A 22,688-nucleotide genomic window follows, 5' to 3' on the forward strand; every position below is an offset into this window, starting at 1 on the left:
ACGCCGCAGCCGGCGGAAGGGGCACAAGCGGTGTCGGCTTCGCTCACAACACACTTCGGTGGCTATGGGTCCCGGCCTTCGCCGGGACGACCCGCAATGGATGCCTGAACCGCATCGCCCCATCGCCATCGCCGGGCACGGGCGTAGTCGGCCTTGGTGCGACGCGGGACCTTTGCAACAACGACGCCTTCGGCGGTGCACAGCTTGGCCGAAATCTCGACCTTGCCGACCATGGGCTGCGCCAGCACGCGGGACGGCCGCGCCGTCACCGGCGTGCGCGTCAGTGCGACGTAGGCAAATCGTTCGTCCTCGAACGGCAGCTCGGCGCCCTTGATCTGCTTGTGCGCGCGCGAGCGCTGCAGGCGCTGGCTGAAGTGGCACCAGTCGGGCGCAACCAGCGGGCACGCGCCGTCGTGCGGGCAGGGCGCGGCGACGTGGGCGCCGGCTGCGATCAATCGTGCGCGGAGTGAGATGATCCGGGCATAGCCCGCGGGCGTGCCGGGTTCGACGACCAAGAGCGTGTCCTTGGTTTTGGACCACAGCGTCTCGGCCAGCGCCGTTCGCTCGGCATCGCCGATCTCGCCGATCATGTAGCTCGCGATGACGAGGTCGGCCGCTTCGGCCTGCGCGAGCAACGCGCGAGCTTGCCCGAGCTCATATCCGACATCGCGCAGGCGCGTGCTGTCGTGAAAGAGTTCTAGCGCCAGGGTTCGCAAGGCGCCGTTGGCATCAAGCAGGGCGAAGTGTTGCAGCGATGAAAGCGCTTCGGCCGTTGCCCAGGTCGCTGTCCCCGGTCCGGCGCCGACGTCGAGCAGGCTCGTCGGTGCAAAATCCGGCCGGATCTCGGTGAGCGCGTTCAGGCTTGCGACGACCGCCGCATATGTCGCCGGCATTCGCGCCAGCGCGTAGGCGAGCGCATCGGTCTCCGATTTGATCGTGCCGGAGCCGCCGCCTTCGCGATAGGTCTGCGAGATCACCGCGGCGCGGCTGGCCGCATCGCTGCGGGAGAGGCCCGCAAGCCTGGCGTTGAGGGCGGATCTCAATTCGGCAGGCAGGTCAGGAGAGGTCATGTGGCCCCCACGTCATTGCGAGCGAAGCGAAGCAATCCATAGTACCGCTTGCTGAAGCATGGATTGCTTCGTCGCTATCGCTCCTCGCAATGACGGCTGAGGCGCAATCCTACGCCACGTTCTGGTCGAGGATTTCCACCGCACCCTGCAGGTCGACCGAGACCAGTTGCGAGACGCCGCGCTCGGCCATGGTGACGCCGAACAGCCGGTTCATCCGCGCCATCGTGATCGGATTGTGCGTGATGATGATGAAGCGGGTTTCCGTCGACGACGTCATCTCGTGCAGCAGGGTGCAGAACCGTTCGACGTTGTGGTCGTCGAGCGGCGCGTCGACTTCGTCCAGCACGCAGATCGGCGACGGGTTGGTGAGGAACACCGCGAAGATCAAGGCCAGTGCCGTCAGCGCCTGCTCGCCGCCCGACAGCAGCGACAGCGTCTGCGGCTTCTTGCCGGGTGGCTTGGCAATGATCTCGAGGCCGGCTTCGAGCGGATCGTCGCTCTCGATCAAATGCAGCGCCGCTTCGCCACCGCCGAACAGCTCGGTGAAGAGACGCTTGAAGTGGCTGTTGACGATCTCGAACGAGGTCAACAGGCGCTCGCGGGCCTCGCGGTTGAGGCTCTGGATGCCCTGGCGCAGCCGCTTGATCGCCTCGACGAGGTCGTCGCGCTCGGTGGTTAGCGCGGTGTGCTGGGTCTCGACTTCCTTGAGCTCTTCCTCGGCGCGCAGATTGACGGCGCCAAGGCGCTCGCGGTCGCGGCGCAGCTTCTCGAGCTCTTCCTCGACCTGACCGACCGGCGGCAACTCCGCGCCCGGCTCGATCTCGGCCATGGCGACGACCGCCTGCGGCTCGACCTCGAGCATGTCGTGGATCTCGCGCTCGATATCGGCGAGGCGGCGGCGGGTACCTTCCATCCGCTCTTCGGCGCGCGCGGTGGCTTCGCGGGAGCTGGAGAAGGCTTCGAGCGAGATTTTCGCGGCGCGGTCGGTTTCCGCCATTGCGGTCTCCGCCATGGCGAGCGCGTCGGCTGCGATGCGGCGATCGCTCTCGGAATGCTCGATCTCCGTGATCAGCGCACTACGCTTCTCGGCGAACACTTCCGGCGCGTTGGCGAGTTCCTCGCGCTCGATCGAGACCTCGGCGATGCGGGCCTCGATGGTCTCGACCTGGGAGGCGGCGCTGGTCTTGCGGTTCTGCCAATCGCTGCGCTCAGCGAGGATCGCCTGCACGCGGCGGTCGGCAAGCTCGGCCTCGCGGGCGAGCGCCTGCGCCTCGGCGCGAACCTGGGCTGCGGCCCGGCGCTGGTTATCGATCTCGGCACGGACCGCGGCGAGCTGGGTCTCGGTCTCGACACCAGGCGGCAGTTCGGTCAGAGCCCCGACCGCGCTCTCATGCGCGGCCTCGGCCTCGGCGCGGTCGGCCGCGACGCGGGTGTGTGCCTCGGTCAGAGCCGACTTGCGCGCGGCATGGCGGTTGATCTCGCGCTCGGTCGTGGCATGACGCTCGCGGGCGGCCTCGGCCTCGCGGCGGGCGGCGCGTACGGCCTCGCGGGACGCGGCCTCGGCTGCGGCGGCGGTCCGCAGCTCCGCTTCCGCCGTCTCAAGCGCCTCGCGCTTGGCGGCCGCGTCGATGCGGGCCTGCTCCAGATCGTGCTCGATATCGATGAGACGGGCGCGTTCGGCGAGGCGCCGCGCGGCGCCGGTCGGGGCATGCGCGTCGGCGACGAAACCGTCCCAGCGCCAGACGTCGCCTTCGAGCGTTACCAACCGCTGGCCGGTCTTGAGCTGCGACACCAGCGCCGCGCCGCGTTCCTTTGTGATGACGCCGATCTGCGCCAGCCGCCGCGCCAGTTCGGGCGGGGCCTGCACACGGTCGGCGAGGCGCTCGACGCCGTCGGGCAGCGAGGGGTCTTCGCCCGTAGCTCCGGCATTGGTCCAGCGCATTGGCGCCGACGGATCGACCGGCGCGTCGAGATCGTCGCCGAGCACGGCGCCGATCGCCTTCTCGTAACCCTTGGCGACCGTGATGCCGTCGATGATCGGCGGCCACAGATTCTTGGTCTCGCTGTTGACCAGCTTGGAGATGGTGCGGGCCTCGGTCTCCAGCCGTTGCACGCGCTTCTCTGCTTCCGCGAGCGGCGAGCGGGATGATTCCAGCGTCTGCCGCGCGGCGACGTGATGGGTTTCGTTGGCCTGCACCGCGGCCTCGGATTCGGCCAGGGTCTGCTGCGCGGTCTCCATGGTGGCCGCGAGCGCGTCGATGTCGCCGAGATTGCCGGTTTCCTGCGCGAGCTTTTCTTCCTCGGCCTGGACGTTGGCGATCTCCTGATCGAGCCGCGCCAGCCGGTCGCGATGGGTGCGGACGCCAGCCTCGAGCTGGTTGCGCTTCGCGGTGAGGTCGGCTAGCTGCGTGGTCAGCTCGGTGAACTGGCGCTCGATCGCGGCCAGCATGGTTTCGGATTCTGCAACGCGCTCGTCGACGCCGGAACGCTTCTCGACGCGCGACTTGATCTCTTCCTTCAGCTCGCAATCTTCGGTGTCGAGCCGCTGCAGCGCGATGTCGGCATCCGAGGTCTGCTGCTGCTCGCGCGCGATGTCGCCGGCAAATTGGGTGAGGCGACGATCGAGCTCGCCGACGCGCTCCTTGGCGCGCTGTTCCTCGCGGTCGAGCAGTTCGCGCGCATTGGTCAGGCGCTGCAGGCCGGCGGCGGCGCGGGCTTCGGCGTCGCGCAGCGCTGGCAGTTCGGAAGCGCGGATCGCCTGGATGCGGGCGGCTTCGGCCTGCTCGCGGGTGCGCTCGGCCATCTCGCGCACGGCGAGATCATGGGTCTGCGCGGCATCGTTGACGTCGGCATTCGCCTCGATCCAGCGCAGATGGTACAGCATGGCCTCGGACTTGCGCACCTTGGCCGCGACCTCGCGGTAGCGGATCGCCTGGCGGGCCTGCTTCTTCAGGCCGTCCATCTGGCCGGAGAGCTGGCCGATCACGTCCTCGACACGCGTGAGGTTGGTCTCGGCCGCCCTGAGCCGCAGTTCCGCTTCATGCCTGCGGGCGTGCAGGCCGGCGACGCCGGCGGCGTCTTCCAGCACGCGGCGGCGCTGCTCGGGCTTGGCCTGGATGATCTCGCCGATCTTGCCCTGGTGGACCAGTGCCGGCGAGCGCGCGCCGGTGGCGGCGTCGGCAAACAGGATCTGGACGTCACGGGCGCGGACGTCGCGGCCGTTGATGCGGTAGACCGAGCCGGCCTCCCGCTCGATGCGGCGGGAGATTTCGAGCAGCTGGCTGTCGTTCATCGCGGCCGGCGCCGAGCGATCGGAGTTGTCGATCGTCATCACCACTTCGGCGTGGTTACGCGCCGGGCGATTGCCGGAACCGGCGAAGATCACCGCGTCCATGTCGGCGGCGCGCAGCGACTTGTGCGAGGTCTCGCCCATCGCCCAGCGCAGCGCTTCGACCAGATTGGATTTGCCGCAGCCGTTCGGTCCGACGACGCCGGTCAGGCCCGGCTCGATCATGAAGTCGGTGGGTTCAACGAACGACTTGAAACCGTGGAGGCGAAGGCGCGTGAGCTTCATGAACACAAATCTCGCTTGGCCGGGCGCGAATCTCCCTGCCGTGACAATACCATGGAAGGCAATGTCGGTGTGTGGGTGATAAGCTGCGTACAGCTCTCATGGAGCGGGACAATGGCGAGGCCGGCGCGCGAGGGCAACCGCTTGACCCGGCTTTTCCCAAGGGATTTACAAGGGATTTGCAGGGTTTTGCCGCTGTTTTGCGGTCCAGCGCGCCGTCAAGAATCCACTTCGCGCGAATCAGGTTTTCAACAGCGAAATGATGCGGGTGCTCGCGCGGCGGTCGCAACGCCATCCACGATTATCGCGCCGGACCGTGAAGTGGCTCGGCGCGACATCGATCGATTCGGAGGCCGATGATCAGCTCTTCAGGAGCGGATCGATCTTCTTGCTGAATTCCTCGAACGAGGTCTCGCCCTTCAGCATTTCGCCGTTGATGAAGAAGGTCGGCGTCGAATTCACCTTCAGCACGTCGTTGGCGTATTTCTGATCGGCGGCGATCTTGTCGAGCAGCGTCTGGTCCTTGAGGCAGTCCTCGACCTGCTGCTGGTTGAGGCCGGCCTGCTTGCCGATCCGCGTCAGCGTCTCGGTGGTGTTCTTGATCACCCAGTCGTTCTGCTGGCGGAACAGCAGGTCGATCACGGCGTAGAATTTCGGCGCGTCGTCCTTGGCGATGCAGCGCGCCAGCATCGAGCCGGCGGCGGCCTTGATGTCGAGCGGGAATTCGCGGAACACGTAGCGGACCTTGCCCGAGTCGATGTAGGCCGACTTGATCTTCGGGAACACGGTTTCGTTGAAGTTGGCGCAATGCGGGCAGGTCATCGAGGCGTATTCGGTGATGGTGACCTTGGCGTCTTGCGGGCCGAGCCCCATGTCGGGCAGCGACTGCGGTTTGGCGACATCGGTGGCGCTCTGCGCGAACGCGTCGGTGATCAGGCGGAACGGCGAGAGGCCCGCGAGGGCGGCAAGGCCGGTCAGCGAGAGAGCGGTGGTGAAGGCGCGGCGCGTGATGATCAAGGTCAGCTCCCGGATCGGCGCATTCACGCCGGAATGAGGTTCCGAAAAAGAAGCCTTCGCTAGCTTGAAACGGCCATTGTGGCAATGGCGGGTCGTCGCGGGCTGGCCGCCGAAAAGCGTCAATTTCGCTTGATCGAGGCACCCAGCCTGGCTAGCGCGGCGCGCAAATCCTCGTCCTCCACCGCTTTCAGGTCTTCGGCTTCCCTGGCCACCGCTTTCGGGTCCGGCGCGCGGCGCGGCTTCGGCTGGTTGCGGCGCGACAAGGGTGCCTGCCGGATCGTCAATCGGCCGACCGCATGCCAGCCAAAGAAGCGGTTGACCCGCTCCAGGATGACGTCGGAGGAGTGCTGGATCTCCAGCGCCATCGGCCCCTCGACCCGCAACACCAGCGTCGCCGGCTCCTGCGGCTGCCCCTCGACCGGCCGCGGCCACTGCATCTTCAGCGGTTCGCAATAGGCCGCGATCCGCTCGCCGGCGATCTCGCTCCAGCGCGTCACCAGCTCGCGCGCGGCAAAGCCCTGCTTGGCGTAGGCGTCGCTGAAGACGTCGTTGAGCAGGATGGACAGGGGCTTTGCGCTGATCGGGCCGGGTCTGGACATGGGGGCTTATAGCATACCTGCCGTTCGCGTGAGGAATTGGACGACTCCAAAGAAGAAAGACGTGGATGCCCGGGTCAAGCCCGGGCATGACGTGGAGAGATTTGCGTCGGGGCCTTAAGGTAGGTCCATGAGTTCTCGCGCAGCCGCCAAAACGAAACTGACCAACGATGGCGCCGATCGCCCGGCACTGCTGCTGGCCTGGTACGACCGCCATCGCCGGCGGCTGCCATGGCGGGCGGTGGCGGGGGAGCTGGCCGATCCGTACCGGGTGTGGCTGTCCGAGATCATGCTGCAGCAGACCACGGTCAAGGCGGTCGGGCCCTATTTCGAGAAATTCGTGTCGCGCTGGCCCGACGTGACGGCGCTCGGCCGCGCCTCGCTCGACGACGTGCTGCGGATGTGGGCCGGGCTCGGCTATTATTCGCGGGCGCGCAACCTGCATGCCTGCGCGGTCGCAGTGCTCAACGACCATGGCGGGGTCTTCCCCGACACCGAGGACGGCCTGCGCGCGCTGCCGGGGATCGGGCCCTACACCGCGGCTGCGATCGCGGCGATCGCGTTCGACCGGCGCACCATGCCGGTGGACGGCAATATCGAGCGGGTGATCTCGCGGCTCTACGCGGTCGAGGAATCGCTGCCGCAGGCAAAGCCGCGGATACAGCAACTGGCTGCGACCCTGCTCGGTTCGTCTCGCGCCGGCGATAGCGCGCAGGCGCTGATGGATTTGGGCGCTACAATCTGTACGCCGAAGAAACCGGCCTGCTCGCTATGTCCGCTCAACGACGACTGCGCGGCGAGCGCGCGCGGCGATCAGGAAACCTTCCCGCGCAAGGCACCGAAGAAGAGCGGCACCTTGCGCCGTGGCGCGGCCTTTGTGGTGACGCGGGGCGGCGAGTTGCTGGTGCGTTCGCGCCCGGAAAAGGGCCTGCTCGGCGGTATGACCGAGGTGCCGGGATCGGAGTGGATTGCGGGGCAGCAGGACAGAGCGGCGCTGGCGCAGGCGCCCGAGCTCAAGGGCGTCACGCGTTGGCACCGCAAGGCCGGAATCGTCACCCACGTGTTCACGCATTTCCCGCTGGAACTGGTGGTCTACACCGCCAATGTTCCGTCGCGAACCCGCGCGCCCGACGGCATGCGCTGGGTGCCGGTCGCGACGCTGGATGGCGAGGCGTTGCCGAACGTGATGCGCAAGGTCATCGCGCACGGCCTCAATCTTTAGCGCCGGCTCACTCTGCTGACACCATGCTGGCAGCAGGGCTCGGCTACGACGCCCCAAGCAACGGAGGCCGTCATGATCGCAACCGCGCTCGACCACATCCCCATGCCGCCCTGCGCCAAATTGCTCGGCTGGCGCCTCGTCGATGCACGCCCGCAGGATGGCTGGATCAAGATCGTCTTCGACGGCAAGCCGGATTTCTGCAATCCCGCCGGCTTCATCCAGGGCGGCATGCTGTCGGCGATGCTCGACGACACGATGGGGCCGGCGGTGTTCGTGATGACCGAGGGCAGGCTCTACACCACGACCATCACGATAACGGTGAACTTCCTGGCGCCGGCAAAGCCCGGACCGATCACCGGCGAGGCGACTGTAACCCAGCTCGGCAAGACCATCGCGTTCGTCGCGGGCCGGCTGACCGCCGTAGATGGCACGCTGCTCGCGACAGCGACGAACAGCATTCGGCTGGTGGAGGCGGCGCGGGCGCTGCGGTGAGTTAGACCGCACTCCCACGCGGCACGATCGGCGGCTTGGCGTTCAACCCTTCGACCTGGAAGCCGGCGACGCGCTTGTAGTTGGCGGCGATGTCTTCCAGCTCCTGCTGCGACAGCACCTCGGTGACGACGCCAAAACCGTCGGGCGCGCGCTCTTCAACAATTTGCATCACCTGCTCGGGGCCGTTGCGGCGGTTCAGCATCACGAGATCGGTGGTCGCGGGCCGCCGCTCGGCCTCATAGGCTGCGAGCGCGGCCTGCGTCGGCCCCAGGGCCAGGATCTCGCGGGTCAGCACGCGCGCGTCCAGGATCGCCTGCGAGGCGCCGTTGGAGCCGATCGGGTACATCGGGTGCGCGGCATCGCCCATCAGCGTGACGCGACCGAAGGTCCACTGCGAAACCGGATCGCGATCCACCAGCGGATATTCATAGGCGTGCGGGCAATTCCGGATCAGGCCGGGTACGTCGAGCCAGTCGAAATTCCAGCTCTCGAACCACGGCAGGAACTCATCGAGCTTTGCGGTGCGGTTATAGTCCTCGCGGCGCCACTGATAGGTCGGCGGCATGTGCCGCTCGGCGACCCAGTTGATGTCGAATTTGCCGTCGGGGCCGGCCTGCTTCGAGATCGGGTAGCAGACGAATTTCAGGATCTCGTGGCCCGCCATGATCATGGTGCGGCCACTGAGGAACGCGTTGCCGCGCGTGATGCCGCGCCAGAGGATGCGGCCGTTCCAGATCGGCGGCCCTTCAGTCGGATAGAGCTTTTTGCGCACCGCGGAGTGGATGCCGTCGGCGGCGATCAGGATCGCGCCATTGTGGCTGCCGGCCGGTTTGCCGGTCGCCTTATCGATGAAGTCGGCGCGGACGCCATCCGCGGTTTCAGCCCAGCCGGTGAGGTGATGGCTGGTGAGGATATTCTCACGCCCCAACCGTTCGGTCGCGGCATCGAGCAGGATCTGTTGCAGCCGGCCACGATGGATCGAGAATTGCGGCCATTTGTAGCCGGCCTCGAGCCCGCGCGGCTCGCTCCAGATCGGTTTGCCGTGCTTGGAGAAATAGGCGAGCTCGCGGGTCCGCACCGCCAGAGCGTCGAGCTGATCGTGCAGGCCGAGCTCGATCAATTCGCGCACCGCATGCGGCAGCACATTGATGCCGACGCCGAGCGGCTTCAATTCCGGCACGCTCTCGAACACGCGCGCAGGAACGCCGATCTGGTGCAGGCTGAGCGCCAGCGTCAGCCCGCCGATGCCGCCGCCCGCGATGAGTACCGTCATAGGATGTCCTCTTGATCGGCCACGGTCATGGCACGACAGCGCCGTTGTGGGCAACCGCGAAGGGCCTATGGCACTTCCGGGGATAGACGGAGAAGAGGAGGGCCGTTATCGTCCGCCCGCAAAGCAAAAACCCGGGCCGGGTTCAGAGTCCACCTGAACCGACAAGGCCCGAAGAGGACATCACCATGCTCAAGCTCTATTACGTCCCCGGCACCTGCGCGCTCGCCTCTCACATCGCGCTGGCCGAGGCCGGCGCGCCCTACACGACCGAACGGCTCGACTTCAAGACCAACCAGCAGAACAGCCCGGAGTATCTGAAGATCAACCCGAAGGGCCGCGTGCCTGCGCTGGTGACCGATCGCGGCGTGCTGACCGAGACGCCGGCGGTGCTGGCTTACATCGCGCAGACCTTCCCGCAGGCCAAGCTCGCGCCGCTCGACGATGCGTTTGAGTTTGCCAAGGTGCAGGCCTTCAACTCCTATCTTTGCTCCACCGTCCATGTGAACCACGCCCACAAGGGGCGCGGCTATCGGTGGGCGGCGGACGAGAGTTCGTTTGCCGACATGAAGACGATGATCCCGAAGACCATGGCCGCCAGCTTCGGCCTGATCGAGCGCGATATGCTGAAAGGCCCGTGGGTGATGGGCGAGAGCTACACCGTCTGCGACGCCTATCTCTACACGCTGACCCTGTGGCTCGATGGTGACGGCGTCGATCTCGCGACCCTGCCGAAGGTGAAGGCCCACCGCGCCGCGATGGAAAGCCGCCCGGCCGTGCAGAAGGTGTTGGCCGAGCAGAAGGCGTAAGGGAAAGTTGGCGTAAGCCAAAAACTCGGTGTCGTCCCGGCGCAGGCCGGGACCCATCACCCCAAATCTTGGTTGTGCCGCATGCTGGGGCCACAGCCCTTCATCCCCAATTCACATCGGTGGTTATGGGTCCCGGCTTTCGCCGGGACGACGCGGGGAGAGAATACGCCAAACCCTATGCCTTCCGCCGCTCCAGCTCCCGCCCCGTTTCCAGCATCAGCTTGCGCAGCCAGAGCGAGCCCGGGTCCATCTGGGCGCGGGTCGGGTAGAACATGTGCTGCTCGTCGATCCCGGGATCGAGCGGAGGCGTCACCGTTAGCAGCGACAGTTGTTTTGACAGCGCCGAGATCAGCCGGCGCGGCACGAAGGCTATGAGGTCGGTACGCGCGGTGACGTGCAGCGCCTCGATATAGCCTGAGACGATCAGCGCGATCCGCCGCTCGATGCCTTTGGTGCGCAGCCAGGTGTCGATCAAATCCTCGTTCTGGCCGCGGATCACGACCGCGACATGCCGCGCAGCGAGGAAGATGTCGCGCTTCTTCAGCTTGGCGCCGAGCGGATGGCCGCGCCGCACCGCGAGCGCGTCGCTGTCGGTATAGAGAAGCTGGCGGTGAAAGCCCTTGAAGGCATCGCCGATCGAAATCACGAGATCGATGGTGCGGGCGAAGTCGGGCGTGAAGATCGCAGGCCCTCGCCACGGCACCACGTCGATGGTAACGTTCGGCGCGATCTGCGTCACCTTCTCCATCAGCGGCGGCATCAGCAGTTCGACCGCGAGGTCCGGCATCATCAGCCGGAAGTGCCGCTCGCTGCGCGCGGCGTCGAAATCATCAGGGACGAACAGCGCGCGCACCTGATCGAGCGCCTGCACCAGCGGCCCGCGCAACGCCTGTGCCCGCGGCGTCAGCTCCATCCGCGCGCCGTTGCGCACCAGCAATGGATCGCCGATCAGATCGCGCAGCCGCTGCAGCGCGTGGCTGGTCGCGGGCTGCGACAAATGCAGCCGCATCGCGGCGCGGCTGACACTGGCCTCCCTGAGCAGCGCGTCGAGCGCCACCAGCAGATTGAGGTCAAGGGCATTCAAATTCATCAGGTGAATATATATCATACCACCTATCGATTGGAAGAATGTACGACGGCGCGGCAATGATTGGTGATCAACCCGTCAATGGAGAGCCGCCATGAGCGCCGCCGACAACAAGAAACTGGTGCAGGAGATGTTTGCGATCGCGGGCGATCCCGATCCCGCGGTGCGCGAGCGGTCGTTGTTCACGGCAAACCTCGCCGACGACGCGACCTGGACCGTGACCGGGCAATATTCCTGGTCACGCACCTTCACCGGCAAGCAATCGATCCTCAACGATCTGCACGGCCATGTCCGCTCGCGGTTGGTCGAGCGGGGCCGCACCATCGCGCATCGTTTCATTGCCGACGGCGACGTCGTCGCGGTCGAGGCCAAGGGCAACAACCTGACCAAGGCAGGGGCGCGCTACGACAACGACTATTGCCTGGTGCTGCGGTTCGAGGGCGGCAAGATCAAGGAGGTCCGGGAATATTGCGACTCGGTTCTGACCGAGAAGGCGCTGGGCGCGTTTCCGGCGCGATAGCCGAATGCCGCAGCGATGCGGCAGAAACGAAAACGGCGCCCGCAAGGGCGCCGTTTTGCTTGACGTCATTCCGGGGCGCGCGTCGGCGCGAACCCGGAATCTCGCGCAACAACCTCTGGATTCCGGGTTCACGCGCGAAGCGCGTGCCCCGGAATGACAGCGCTTGTCACGCCACCTTGGACTTGAGGTGGCCGAACATGATGCCGCGGGCCTCGTCGTCCATCTCGGCCTTGAAGCTGTGCTTGTCCTTTAGCGCGATCGCGCGTGCCGCCGCGGGCCGCGCCGAGATCTCGTCGACCAGCCGCTTGACGTTCGGATATTTCGCATAGCCTTCCTCGCCGAGCACGTACGGCGCCATCCGGGCCCAGCCCCAGAACGCCATGTCGACGATCGTATAGCTGTTGCCGACCATGTAGCGCGACTTGGCAAGGTGGTCGTCGAGGATCTTGTAGTGGCGATGCGCCTCGTACTGGTAGCGGTTGTGGGCGTATTCGAGGTCCTTTGGCGCGGCATGCTTGAAGTGCACCGCCTGGCCGGAATAGGGGCCGAGGCCGGTCGCAATGAACATCAGCCACGACAGCGTCTCGGCGCGGTTGGCCGGCGTGTTGGGTGGCAGGAACAGGCCGTGCTCCTCGGCGAGATAGAGCAGGATGGCATTGCTATCGAACACGAACACGCCGTCGTCGTCGATCGCCGGCACCTTGCCGTTTGGGTTCACTTTCAGGAATTCGGGCGCGAACTGCTCGCCCTTCCGGGTATCGACCGGGATCGCCTCGAAGGGCAGTTCGGACTCCTCCAGGAACAATGCGACCTTGTTCGGATTCGGCGCGCCGTTGAAATAGAATTTCAGCATGAAAGGGCTCCCTGGGGCTTTTGTGACCGTCGACATCGGGCGCGGCATGGCGAGGCCGCTTGCGGCCCTTCATGCGCAAATTTTGCTGCAGTGCGCAAGCAATGAGTTTGTGAAGAAGCCGCGCGCCGGTCAGCCGAACCAGAGCCAGCCCGCCACGCCCGCGACGATCAGAGCAAGTCCCACGACCTCCAGCCCGACTGCCGAGCGGGTCGCGGCATGCAGGTGGGAGACCTGCGTTGCGCGTTCGGACCCCCGCACGTAGCCGTGCACGATAATCTCTTCGTTGAACTCGCTATGTGCCTCGAGGCCGAGGGTCAGCCCAACGGAGACGAGGAGGACGCCGAAAATGATCAGGCCGAAAAAGCCCAGGAGGCCGATCAACAGCATCGGAAACATGCCGAGCAGGAAGATCGGCAGCAGCGGCACCAGCAGCAATGAATCGGAATGTCTTCGCATCGGAGTGGTCAATCAAAATGGGAGCGGACAGCCTATATCTAGGTCCGATCAGCGGGGCTTCAAGGCGTTCAAGAGGCCGTCATTGCAGGTCTGCCGAGGACGCAGAGCCGCAATAGCCGTAGGATGGGTGGAGCGAAGCGATACCCATCAATCGGCGGCACGGAGGCGATGGGTTTCGCTTCGCTCTACCCATCCTACGGTCCGGTGAAACTCAGCCCGCCGCCATCCCGGAGCGGATCTCGGCGCGCAGCTCGTCGATCAGCTTGAGGCCGTTCTTGGTCTCGACGTGCCAGAAGGTCCAGCCATTACAGGCGCCTGAGCCCTGCGCGACCGCGCCGATGCGGTGGATCGAGCCGACCTTGTCGCCGAGCATGATGGCGCCGTCGGCGCGGACCAGCGCGCCGTGGCGCTTCTTGGCGTCGACCAGTTTTGCGCCGGGCATGATCATGCCGCGCTCGAGCAGTTCGGAGAACGCGACCCGTGGCGCCTCGCGCGCGGTCATGAACGGCGCAATGGTTTCTTCCGGCAACGGTTCGACCGCGGCAATGCGCGCTTCGGCCGCAGCAGCGTAGGTCCGGTCGCGCTCGAAGCCGATATAGTTGCGGCCGAGGCGCTTGGCGACAGCACCGGTGGTGCCGGTGCCGTTGAACGGATCGATCACGAGGTCGCCGGGTTTCGATGACGACAGCAACACGCGCGCCAGAAGCTGTTCGGGCTTCTGCGTCGGGTGCACTTTCTTGCCGTCATCGCCCTTCAGGCGCTCCTCGCCGGTGCACAGCGGGATCAGCCAGTCGGAGCGTGCCTGCACGTCCTCATTGGCCGCCTTCAGCACTTCATAGTTGAACGTATAGCCCTTGGCCTTCTCGTCGCGCGCGGCCCAGATCATGGTCTCATGCGCATTTGTGAAGCGGCGGCCGCGGAAGTTCGGCATCGGATTGGATTTGCGCCACACGATGTCGTTCAGCAGCCAGAAGCCGAGGTCCTGCATGATCGAGCCGACGCGGAAGATGTTGTGATAGGAGCCGATCACCCACAGCGTCGCCGACGGCTTCATCACGCGGCGGCAGGCGAGCAGCCAGGCGCGGGTGAAATCGTCATAGGCGGCGAACGACGAGAACTTGTCCCAGTCGTCGTTGACGGCATCGACATGCGACTCGTCGGGGCGCTTGAGATCGCCCTTGAGCTGCAGATTGTAGGGAGGATCTGCGAACACCAGATCGACCGAGCCTGTCGGAAGCTTCGACATCTCGGCGACGCAATCGCCGATGACGATGCGGCTCGACGGGGCATTCTCAAATTTAGTGCGGGGCGCCCTTGCAGACGCCCCGCGACGCGACACTACCATGACTCAAGAACTCTGACTCAGGCGACGCTGTCGGCGACGCGGGACTAAACAACCGACTGACCACACCTTGACCGGGCAAAGTAAAAATCGACTTAATTGGAAATCTTTGCGCAAAAGATTGCAGCATCTTTTCGAATGGCAATTGGTGCGTCCGCATTCGCATCGTGCTGCAGCATCAACGCGTTGTTCGGAAGACATCCGACGATCATCGGCCGCGATTCGATTTGGGGGACGCAGATATCAGGTGCGGACCCCGCGGATTCGCGCACTAGGCAATTTTTGCCGGGCGGGTTATTGATTAACGGAATGGAAATTTTACGTGCCTGTCGCGTCAGGTCACCGACGGGAATTGAGCTCGCCGACGGGAATGAAGGGAAACCGCCATGCGTTATGATGACTTCCGCCGCAGCGACGACGTCGAAGACCGTCGCGACGACAGCGGAGGCGGCGGTGGCGGCGGCCTCGGCATTCCGATGGGCGGCGGTGGCGGGCTCGGTATCGGCACCATCATCGTGCTCGGCTTGCTCGGCTACGCCTTCGGCATCGACCCGCGCGTCCTGATCGGCGGCGCGGAAATCCTCACCGGCGGCCAGCAGGCGCCGACCGTCCAGACCGACCGCCAGGCGTCGGGCGGACAGGTCAAGCGCGGCGCGCCGACCGACGAGATGGGCAGCATGATCGCGGGCATCCTCGGCGAAATCGACGATCGCTGGAGCGAGATCTTCCAGGCCTCGGGCCAGAGCTACACCGGTCCGAAGATCGTGCTGTTCCGCAACGCCACCAATGGCGGCCGCTGCGGCATGGCGCAGTCGGCGATGGGGCCATTCTACTGCCCGCCGGACAAGACCATCTTCCTCGACACCGGCTTCTTCCGCGAGGTCGAGACCCGCTTCCGCGGCTGCTCGGGCAATGCCTGCAAGTTCACCGCGGCCTATATCATCGCGCATGAGGCCGGCCATCACGTCCAGAACCTGCTCGGCATCATCCCGCGCGTGACGCGGCTGCAGCAGCAGGCCGGCAGCAAGGCGGAATCCAATGCGCTGCAGGTCAAGGTCGAGCTGCAGGCCGATTGCCTCTCCGGCGTCTGGACCAACCGCGAGGAGAAGAAGCGGCCCGGTTTCCTCGAGGCCGGCGACATCGATGCCGCGCTCACCACGGCGAATGCGATCGGCGACGACACGCTGCAACGGCAGGCGACCGGCAGGGTGGTGCCCGACTCCTTCACCCACGGCTCCGCAGCGCAGCGCAAGCAATGGTTCATGACCGGCTACCAGCAGGGTACGGTGCAGGCGTGTAATACGTTTGCGGGGGGATAGGGATACGCGTCGGAAGTTTGATCGTCATGGCCGGGCTTGTCCCGGCCATCCNACGTCTTTACTTCTGATAGAGTGCGAAGACGTGGATGCCCGGGACAAGCCCGGGCATGACGAGAGATGCGGTCATGTCCGTCGACGAATCCAAGGCCTTCATCCCGCTCAACATTGCGGTGCTGACGATTTCCGATAGCCGCACGCTGGCGGATGACAAGTCGGGCACCACGCTGGCCGACCGTCTCACGGCGGCCGGACACACCCTCGCGGCGCGCGAGATCGTCACCGACGATGTCGAGGCGATCCGCACAGTGGTCAGGCGCTGGATCGCGGATGCGGGGGTCGACGTCGTCATCACCACGGGCGGCACCGGCTTTACCGGCCGCGACGTGACGCCGGAGGCGATCGAGCCGCTGTTCGAAAAGCGGATGGACGGCTTTTCGATCGCCTTCCACATGCTGAGCCACGCCAAGATCGGCGCCTCGACGATCCAGAGCCGCGCCACCGCCGGTGTCGCGGGCGCGACCTTCATCTTCTGCCTGCCGGGCTCGCCGGGCGCCTGCCGCGACGGCTGGGACGGCATTCTCGCCGCGCAGCTCGATTACCGCACGCGGCCCTGCAATTTCGTCGAGATCATGCCGCGGCTCGACGAGCATCTGCGCCGCCCAAAGGCGCAGGGCGCGAGCGCGTAGCCGTTCTCTCTCCCCTCGTCATTCCGGGGCGCGCCTCTTGGCGCGAGCCCGGAATCCATCGGACCGCAAAATCGGTGGTGAAATGGATTCCGGGCTCGCGCTTCGCGCGCCCCGGAATGACGAGCGGCCACCAATGATCCTGACCAGACCGCGCCACACCGTCCGAACGGCGTTACGGTACGCCTCGGCGCGCAGCGCGTGAGCGCGCCGCGTATAGAAAGTGATGAGCTCCGCCGTCACGCGCCGCGCGGCTTCGCGGCGCTGCGGCTTCACAGCTCCATCTCCCAGGTTTCGCCGACCAGGTCGACGCCAAAGCTGTGATGCTTCTCTTCCTTGACCTGGCGGAAGCCGGCGCGGGCGTAGATGCCGCGCGCGGCGAGCAGGATGCTCTGGGTCCACAGCGTCATCCGCGTGTAGCCATTGTCGCGCGCGGTGCGGATGCATTGCTCGACCAGCGCGCGTCCGACGCCGAGCCCGCGCGCCTTCTCCTCCACCAGCAACAGGCGCAGTTTGGCGACGCCTTCGCCGCCGTTGACCAGGAAGATCGATCCGACCGGCTCGCCGTCGACCTCGGCGATCCAGCAATGCTCGCGCGCCGGATCGAACGACCGGATGAACTGCGCGCAGATCTCCGCCACGAGCGCCTCGTAGCTGATGTCCCAGCCATATTCCTCGGCATAGGCGCGTCCCTGCCGCGAGATCACCCAGCCGATGTCGCCGACGCGGTGGCTGCGCAGCAGGAAGCCGGCCGGCTTTGAGGCCGGCGGCTCCAGCATCCGCTCGATCGTGCCCATCGCGCGCACCACGGCCGTGCGGCTTTCGCCGTCGAGGCTGTCGAGCATCGCGGCGACCTCGTCATGCGAACTGCGGTTGAGCTTGGCAAAAGTCTGCCGCCCCTTGGCGGTGAGGTTGAGCCGGACCTGCCGCCGGTCGGTCGGCAGCGGCTTGCGGGCGATCAGCCCGTCGTCGTCGAATTTCTGGACGATGCGGCTGAGATAGCCGGCGTCGAGGCCGAGCTCGATCCCGATATCGCGGGCGGCTGCATCCTCGCGATGGGCGAGTTCGTACAGCACCCGCGCCTCGCTCAGCGAAAACGGGCTCTGCAGCAGATGCTGGTCGAGCACGCCGAGCTTGCGGGTGTAGAAACGGTTGAAGCCGCGGACCGCGGCGACCTGGTCCTCGGGATCGGTCATGGTGCATCTCTGATATTTGCCATTGTCAAATAATTATTTGACTTTAGCAAGTATCGTTTATGCAACCATGATCCGGCTGCGCAGCATGGTGCGGGAGGAGCGGCCGAGCCGGCGGAGCAGACGCGCCTCGGAGCGGCTGCTCTCCGGCCGGTAGCCGCCGAGCCGCTCGTAATGGTCGCGCGCGATCAGGAGGCCCTGCTCGGCGGAGGGCCCCGCGATCATCCGGGCGACGAATTTGAGGCCGTCGCGCAGGCTGGAATCGGTGTAGGGCGAGCGGGTGTAGCGGAAGATGCCGGCGCGATCCTTGCCGCTCGCCGCCACGATCTGGATGAATTGCGTGGTCTCCTCGATCCAGCCCGGGTCGAGCACCGCGCCCGGATGCAGGAACATCAACCAGGGCGAGCGGGCCTGCCTGGCGCCAGCGGCGAGCGCTGCGGCGCGGGTGCCCTCGAAACGCAGGAAGCGGCAGCCGGCCACATCGGCCACGCGCTCCATCACGTCGGTATTGGTGCGATCGACCAGCAGCACCTCGCGGATGATTCCCGCAGCCGCGCCCGGCACCAGCGCCGCCAAGGTCGCGACCGCGGTGCGCTCGACGCCGTCGGTCGGAATGATCACGCTCAGCATGATTGAGGCTTCGTTGGCTCAAACGGTTGCAAAATCGCGCTGTGTTATCACCTTGTCATTTTCAAAGCAGCCTTTTCGCCTGCAGATTTTTACAGCACTGTTTTGTGGATTTCTTCTGCGCTTGTTCTTGCTTTGTTCTCGCACTGTGTTAGCTTCAGAACATGAGCCGAGCATCCTCTCATGCCCTCAAGCACCCGCCGGTAACGGCGCCCTCCGATAACCCGGCGGGTGCAGCTTCTCCTTTTCCCACCCCGTTTCCCGAACTTGCAGTCGCGATCGAAGGCGAACGGCGACGCGGCCGCGGCGCGCAGTCCAACGCCAGCGGCCGCTACGAGGCCGAGGCGAGGGTCGCCTTCGACGACGGCTGGCAGAGTCTCGAAGAGCTGCCGCCGTTCAAGACCACGGTTACGATCGATACCTCGCGCAAGGTGATCACCCGCAACGAGTCGCCCGACATCGGCTTCGACCGTTCGATCAATCCCTATCGCGGCTGCGAGCATGGCTGCGTCTATTGTTTCGCGCGGCCGACCCACGCCTATCTCGGCCTGTCGCCGGGTCTCGATTTCGAAACCAAATTGCTTGCCAAGCCCGACGCGCCGGAGCTGCTCGAGAAGGAGTTGGCGGCGCTCGATTACGAGGCGCGGATGATCGCGATCGGCACCAACACCGATCCCTATCAGCCGATCGAGCGTGAGCGGAAAATCATGCGCGGCATTCTCGAGGTGCTGGAGCGCGCCGGCCATCCGGTCGGCATCGTGACCAAGTCGGCGCTGGTGACGCGCGACATCGATATCCTGGCGCGGATGGCCAAGCGCAACCTGGTCAAGGTCGCGCTGTCGGTGACGACGCTCGACCCGAAGCTGGCGCGCACCATGGAGCCGCGCGCGTCGAGCCCGCCGAAGCGCCTCGAGGCGATCAAGCGCCTCGCCGACGCCGGCATCCCGGCGACCGTGATGGTTGCGCCCGTGATCCCGGCGCTGAACGACTCCGAGATCGAGCGCATCCTCGATGCCGCCGCCCATGCCGGCGCAAAAGAGGCGAGCTATGTGCTGCTCCGCCTGCCGCTCGAGGTGCGCGATTTGTTTCGCGAATGGCTGATGGCGAACTATCCCGACCGCTATCGCCACGTCTTCACGCTGATCCGCGACATGCGCGGCGGCCGCGACTACGACTCTCAATGGGGCACCCGGATGAAAGGCACCGGCCCGATGGCCTGGATGATCGGCCGCCGCTTCGAGATCGCCTGCGAAAAGCTCGGGCTGAACAAGCGGCGGACCAAGCTGACCACCGACCATTTTGCCAAGCCGAAGCGCAACGGGCAGCAGCTGAGTTTGTTTTAGGTGCTAAGATCGGTAGCCCGGATGAAGCGAAGCGAAATCCGGGAAGGTCTCTCTGTGGAGGTGCTTTCCCGGATTGCGCTTCGCTCCATCCGGGCTACGAAGAAGTCGCATGAGTGAGTGTCACGATGAGTAACGCCACCCCAACCCCACGCTTCACCGTCCTCACGCTCGGCGTCGCCGACATGCGCGCCAGCATCGCCTTCTATGAATCGCTCGGCTTCACCAGGAAGATGCGCGCGACCGGCGAGGAGGTTGCCTTCTTCGACACCGGCGGCACCGTGCTCGGACTGTTCCCATGGCATCTGCTTGCGGCCGACGCCGCACTTCCCGATCAGCCACGTCCGGCGGCGTTCCGCGGCGTCGCGATCGCGTGGAACTGCCGCGACGATGCCGAGGTCGATATCGTGATGGCGTTCGCGCTCTCGAAGGGGGCCAAGCTGTTGAACCCGGCACAGCCCACGAGCTACGGCGGCTACTGCGGTTATTTCGCCGATCCGGACGGCCACGCCTGGGAAGTTGTACGCGCACCGGGCTTTGAGGTCGGTGACGACAGGCGGGTGTCGCTGCCCGACTAGCTTTGAATAGCGGGGAGGGGCGGCAGGTTCCCGGTTGCGCCGCGCGTCATGCTTGATCACCATCCCCGCATGATTCGGGACAAATCCAAGAAGAAGCCTGAGAAGCGCGTGGTCGTCGTGACGCGGCCGAGTTTTCGGCGCGAGCGCGCGCTGATCAAGCGCGGCGTCTGGCCGATCGCTGGCTGCGACGAGGCCGGGCGCGGCCCGCTGGCCGGCCCCGTGGTCGCCGCCGCCGTGGTGCTGGATCCCAACCGCATTCCAAAAGGCATCGACGATTCGAAGCGGTTGACCGCCGAACGCCGCGAGGAATTGTTCGAGGAGATCTGCGCAACCGCAGCCTTCTCGGTCGTGGTGGCCTCGCGCGCACGGATCGACCGCGACAATATTTTACGCGCTTCGCTGTGGGCGCTGGCGCGCGCTGTCCATGCGCTGCCGGAGACGCCGAAGCACGTGTTCGTCGACGGCCGCGACAAGCTCGCCACGCCCTGCGACTGCGAGGCCGTGATCGGCGGCGACGGCCTGGTGCTGTCGATCGCGGCCGCCTCGATCATCGCCAAGGTGACGCGCGACCGCCTGATGTGCGCGCTGGCGCTGGACTGTCCCGGCTACGGTTTCGAGCAGCACAAGGGCTACGGCGTCCCCGAGCACCTCGCGGCGCTGGACCGGCTCGGCCCCAGCGCCCATCACCGCACCTTCTTTGCCCCCGTCGTCGCGGCGCGGCTGAAGCATTTCCCAGCGACGGTCGAGCCCGACCTGTTCACGGGGGGCGTGGACAGCGAAGCCGCAGCATCCGAGGCGGCGTAGCGCGCGGCTCTGCCGCCCCAACCTCCGCTGTCATCGCCCGGCTCGTCCGGGCGACCCAGTATTCCAGAGACAGTTGTGCTCCTGCCGAGCCGCCGCGGCGTACCGGGTGCCCCGCTTGAAGCGGGGCATGACAGTGGAATTTGACTTTGCAGCGCGGGCACACTCTACCCCGGTTGCGTCCGTCGCGGCCCGCGACTATCAAATCCCTCGGATCGGATTGCGCCGCTGACACGGTGGCTGGGGCTTTTCAGGCGTTTCATGCGGTTTACCTCCCTGGTTGTCGAACTGATCCGCGCCCGGCCACTGCTGGTGGTCTGGATCGTGGTGCTGGCGCAGGCGGCGATCTGGCTGTTGCTGCCGCTGATCTTCTACGGCAGTCCGCCCGGCGACCTCGCCGGTGTGCTGGCGTTCGGCCGCGAATATCAGGTCGGCACCGACATGGGGCCGCCGCTGTCGTTCTGGCTTGCCGACATCGCCTTCCGCGCCGCCGGCAACCATGTGTTCGGCGTCTATCTGCTGGCGCAAATCTGCGCGGTCGCGACCTTCATCGCCTTCTACCGGTTGGCGCGCGCCATTGTCGGCGGCCCGCAGGCTGTGCTCGCGGTGCTGCTGTCGATGACGGTGGTCGTGTTCTCCTCGCCGAGCGTCGAGTTCGGCCCGCTGATCCTGGCGCGGCCGCTCTGGGCGCTGCTGCTGCTGCATTCCTGGCAGTTGATCGGGCAGAATCGGCGCAGCGCCTGGTTCGCCTGGTCGATCGATTGCGGCCTGCTGCTGCTGACGACGCCGGCGGCGATCGGCCTGATCCTCCTGGTCGCGGGTTTCGCGGTCGCAACGCCGCGCGGGCGGCGGATGCTGATGTCGGTCGATCCGCTCTACGCGCTGCTCGTCATCCTCGTGCTCGCGCTGCCCTATCTGATCTGGCTGATCCGCGCCGATGTGCTGGCGCTGCCGCCGCTGCCCGCGATCGCGGCCCTCGGTGCCCGCGCGGTGCGCTGGGGCGTCGTGCTCGGCGGGCTGATCGTGGCGACGGCGGCCGTCGTGCTGCTGGCGATCCTCAATTCGCGCGGGTTCGCCCGCGAGGCCGAGGATGCGCCGATCATCTATCGTCCGCCGGTCGGGCCGCTGGCGCGGCAGTTCGTCTATGTTTTTGCGTTCGCGCCGGCCATTGCGGGAAGCTTCGTCGCCGGCCTGTTCAATCTCGACCGCGTGTTCGGCGGTGCCGGTGTGGTGTTGTTGATGTCGGGGCTTGCCGTCGTCGTCGCGGCCGGCGACCTGATTCCTCTGCGGCGGCAGCGGCTGCTGCGCACGGTCTGGGCCTTCGCCGTCGCCGCGCCGGCTGTTGTTGCCTTGGCCGCGGCGCTGTTCCTGCCGTGGACCAGCACCACGGAGGCGTCGACCTCGCTGCCGGCGGCTGCGATCGGACGCTTCTTCGACGACAGCTATGAGCGCCGCACTAACCAGCGGCTGCGCGCCGTGGCCGGTGATCCCGAGCTTGCCGGCCTGATCGCGATGCAGGCGCGGCGTCCGCATCTTCTGCTCGACGCGACGCCGCAGCGGACGCCATGGCTGTCGATCGCAAAGTTCAACGAGACCGGCGGCGTCGTGCTCTGGCGCGCGCAGGACACCGCAGGCACGCCGCCATCAGACATCGCGCAACGTTTTCCCGGCCTGGTGCCGGAAGTCCCGCGCGCCTTCGACCGGCTGGTCAACGGAAGGCAACCGGTGTTGCGGATCGGCTGGGGGATCGTGCGGCCGAAGGGGTGACAAGAACTTGTAGGATGGGTGGAGCGCAGTGATACCCATCATCTCACCGCGCGGATGCAATCGATGGGTATCGCT

Annotated in this window: 22 protein-coding genes; 10 read left to right on the forward strand and 12 right to left on the reverse strand. The window is 66.0% G+C overall.

Features of this window, described 5'->3' with window-relative positions:
* Positions 1–62 precede the first annotated feature (62 nt).
* The 4 genes from UP10_RS22870 to UP10_RS22885 all read right to left on the reverse strand — a co-directional run bounded on the left by UP10_RS22870 (position 63) and on the right by UP10_RS22885 (position 6,257).
* Positions 63–1,070 carry a small ribosomal subunit Rsm22 family protein gene (locus tag UP10_RS22870; RefSeq protein ID WP_044589514.1) on the reverse strand — a complete coding sequence of 336 codons (1,008 nt, stop codon included), beginning with the start codon at positions 1,068–1,070 and terminating at the stop codon, positions 63–65.
* 109 nt (positions 1,071–1,179) lie between these two features.
* Positions 1,180–4,644 carry a chromosome segregation protein SMC gene (smc, locus tag UP10_RS22875; RefSeq protein ID WP_044589515.1) on the reverse strand — a complete coding sequence of 1,155 codons (3,465 nt, stop codon included), beginning with the start codon at positions 4,642–4,644 and terminating at the stop codon, positions 1,180–1,182.
* Between the two features lie 357 nt (positions 4,645–5,001).
* Positions 5,002–5,658 carry a DsbA family protein gene (locus UP10_RS22880; protein ID WP_044589567.1) on the reverse strand — a complete coding sequence of 219 codons (657 nt, stop codon included), beginning with the start codon at positions 5,656–5,658 and terminating at the stop codon, positions 5,002–5,004.
* 119 nt (positions 5,659–5,777) lie between these two features.
* A complete protein-coding gene (locus tag UP10_RS22885) occupies positions 5,778–6,257 on the reverse strand; it encodes a DUF721 domain-containing protein (protein ID WP_044589516.1) in 480 nt (159 codons plus the stop codon).
* A gap of 127 nt (positions 6,258–6,384) precedes the next feature.
* Between UP10_RS22885 and mutY the strand changes: the two genes are divergently transcribed.
* Together mutY and UP10_RS22895 are read left to right on the forward strand one after the other, a co-directional pair.
* Entirely contained in the window at positions 6,385–7,476 is a 1,092-nt protein-coding gene (mutY, locus tag UP10_RS22890; protein WP_044589517.1) for an A/G-specific adenine glycosylase, read from the forward strand.
* Positions 7,477–7,548: 72 nt separating this feature from the next.
* Complete coding sequence (locus UP10_RS22895; protein ID WP_044589518.1) at positions 7,549–7,968, forward strand: PaaI family thioesterase; 420 nt, start codon at positions 7,549–7,551, stop codon at positions 7,966–7,968.
* Between the two features lies 1 nt (position 7,969).
* Here the strand turns inward: UP10_RS22895 and UP10_RS22900 are convergent, their stop codons facing one another.
* Positions 7,970–9,241 (reverse strand): flavin-dependent oxidoreductase, encoded by a 1,272-nt coding sequence (locus tag UP10_RS22900; protein WP_044589519.1) that lies wholly within the window; start codon positions 9,239–9,241, stop codon positions 7,970–7,972.
* A 185-nt stretch (positions 9,242–9,426) separates the two neighbouring features.
* On the opposite strand from UP10_RS22900, the gene UP10_RS22905 reads away from it, so the two are divergent.
* Positions 9,427–10,047: a glutathione S-transferase family protein gene (locus UP10_RS22905; RefSeq protein WP_044589520.1), complete on the forward strand. Its 621-nt coding sequence runs from the start codon at positions 9,427–9,429 to the stop codon at positions 10,045–10,047.
* Positions 10,048–10,222: 175 nt separating this feature from the next.
* Here UP10_RS22905 and UP10_RS22910 read toward each other — a convergent pair whose 3' ends face one another.
* On the reverse strand, positions 10,223–11,137 hold the full coding sequence (locus tag UP10_RS22910; RefSeq protein WP_044589521.1) for a LysR family transcriptional regulator: 915 nt from the start codon (positions 11,135–11,137) through the stop codon (positions 10,223–10,225).
* Between the two features lie 91 nt (positions 11,138–11,228).
* Between UP10_RS22910 and UP10_RS22915 the strand changes: the two genes are divergently transcribed.
* Positions 11,229–11,654 carry a nuclear transport factor 2 family protein gene (locus UP10_RS22915; protein ID WP_044589522.1) on the forward strand — a complete coding sequence of 142 codons (426 nt, stop codon included), beginning with the start codon at positions 11,229–11,231 and terminating at the stop codon, positions 11,652–11,654.
* 166 nt (positions 11,655–11,820) lie between these two features.
* On the opposite strand, the gene UP10_RS22920 is transcribed toward UP10_RS22915, so the two are convergent.
* The 3 genes from UP10_RS22920 to UP10_RS22930 form a co-directional block, all read right to left on the reverse strand.
* Positions 11,821–12,507 carry a glutathione S-transferase family protein gene (locus tag UP10_RS22920; protein WP_044540073.1) on the reverse strand — a complete coding sequence of 229 codons (687 nt, stop codon included), beginning with the start codon at positions 12,505–12,507 and terminating at the stop codon, positions 11,821–11,823.
* A 129-nt stretch (positions 12,508–12,636) separates the two neighbouring features.
* Entirely contained in the window at positions 12,637–12,933 is a 297-nt protein-coding gene (locus tag UP10_RS22925; protein ID WP_245321820.1) for a hypothetical protein, read from the reverse strand.
* A 241-nt stretch (positions 12,934–13,174) separates the two neighbouring features.
* Positions 13,175–14,308 (reverse strand): site-specific DNA-methyltransferase, encoded by a 1,134-nt coding sequence (locus UP10_RS22930; protein ID WP_050043780.1) that lies wholly within the window; start codon positions 14,306–14,308, stop codon positions 13,175–13,177.
* Between the two features lie 383 nt (positions 14,309–14,691).
* On the opposite strand from UP10_RS22930, the gene ypfJ reads away from it, so the two are divergent.
* Both ypfJ and moaB read left to right on the forward strand, forming a co-directional pair.
* Complete coding sequence (gene ypfJ, locus UP10_RS22935; protein WP_044589525.1) at positions 14,692–15,624, forward strand: KPN_02809 family neutral zinc metallopeptidase; 933 nt, start codon at positions 14,692–14,694, stop codon at positions 15,622–15,624.
* A gap of 125 nt (positions 15,625–15,749) precedes the next feature.
* Entirely contained in the window at positions 15,750–16,310 is a 561-nt protein-coding gene (gene moaB / locus UP10_RS22940; protein WP_044589526.1) for a molybdenum cofactor biosynthesis protein B, read from the forward strand.
* 18 nt (positions 16,311–16,328) lie between these two features.
* Here the strand turns inward: moaB and UP10_RS46720 are convergent, their stop codons facing one another.
* From UP10_RS46720 to UP10_RS22950, 3 genes are read right to left on the reverse strand one after another with little or no spacing between them, the layout of a single operon-like run.
* On the reverse strand, positions 16,329–16,583 hold the full coding sequence (locus UP10_RS46720; RefSeq protein ID WP_502692244.1) for an RSP_7527 family protein: 255 nt from the start codon (positions 16,581–16,583) through the stop codon (positions 16,329–16,331).
* On the reverse strand, positions 16,580–17,503 hold the full coding sequence (locus tag UP10_RS22945) for a bifunctional helix-turn-helix transcriptional regulator/GNAT family N-acetyltransferase (RefSeq protein ID WP_044589527.1): 924 nt from the start codon (positions 17,501–17,503) through the stop codon (positions 16,580–16,582). Before UP10_RS22945 ends, UP10_RS46720 begins: the two co-directional genes overlap by 4 nt.
* A gap of 57 nt (positions 17,504–17,560) precedes the next feature.
* Positions 17,561–18,130 carry a glycosyltransferase gene (locus tag UP10_RS22950; protein ID WP_044589528.1) on the reverse strand — a complete coding sequence of 190 codons (570 nt, stop codon included), beginning with the start codon at positions 18,128–18,130 and terminating at the stop codon, positions 17,561–17,563.
* A gap of 161 nt (positions 18,131–18,291) precedes the next feature.
* Between UP10_RS22950 and UP10_RS22955 the strand changes: the two genes are divergently transcribed.
* From UP10_RS22955 to UP10_RS22970, 4 genes are all read left to right on the forward strand, one after another.
* Positions 18,292–19,470, forward strand: coding sequence for a PA0069 family radical SAM protein (locus UP10_RS22955; RefSeq protein ID WP_044589529.1), 1,179 nt, complete (start codon positions 18,292–18,294; stop codon positions 19,468–19,470).
* Between the two features lie 125 nt (positions 19,471–19,595).
* Positions 19,596–20,045 carry a VOC family protein gene (locus tag UP10_RS22960; protein WP_044589530.1) on the forward strand — a complete coding sequence of 150 codons (450 nt, stop codon included), beginning with the start codon at positions 19,596–19,598 and terminating at the stop codon, positions 20,043–20,045.
* 69 nt (positions 20,046–20,114) lie between these two features.
* A complete protein-coding gene (gene rnhB, locus UP10_RS22965; protein WP_044589531.1) occupies positions 20,115–20,849 on the forward strand; it encodes a ribonuclease HII in 735 nt (244 codons plus the stop codon).
* A 258-nt stretch (positions 20,850–21,107) separates the two neighbouring features.
* A complete protein-coding gene (locus UP10_RS22970; protein ID WP_044589532.1) occupies positions 21,108–22,613 on the forward strand; it encodes a glycosyltransferase family 39 protein in 1,506 nt (501 codons plus the stop codon).
* Positions 22,614–22,688: the final 75 nt, after the last annotated feature.

Source organism: Bradyrhizobium sp. LTSPM299 (assembly GCF_000938235.1).
Classification (GTDB): Bacteria; Pseudomonadota; Alphaproteobacteria; order Rhizobiales; family Xanthobacteraceae; genus Bradyrhizobium.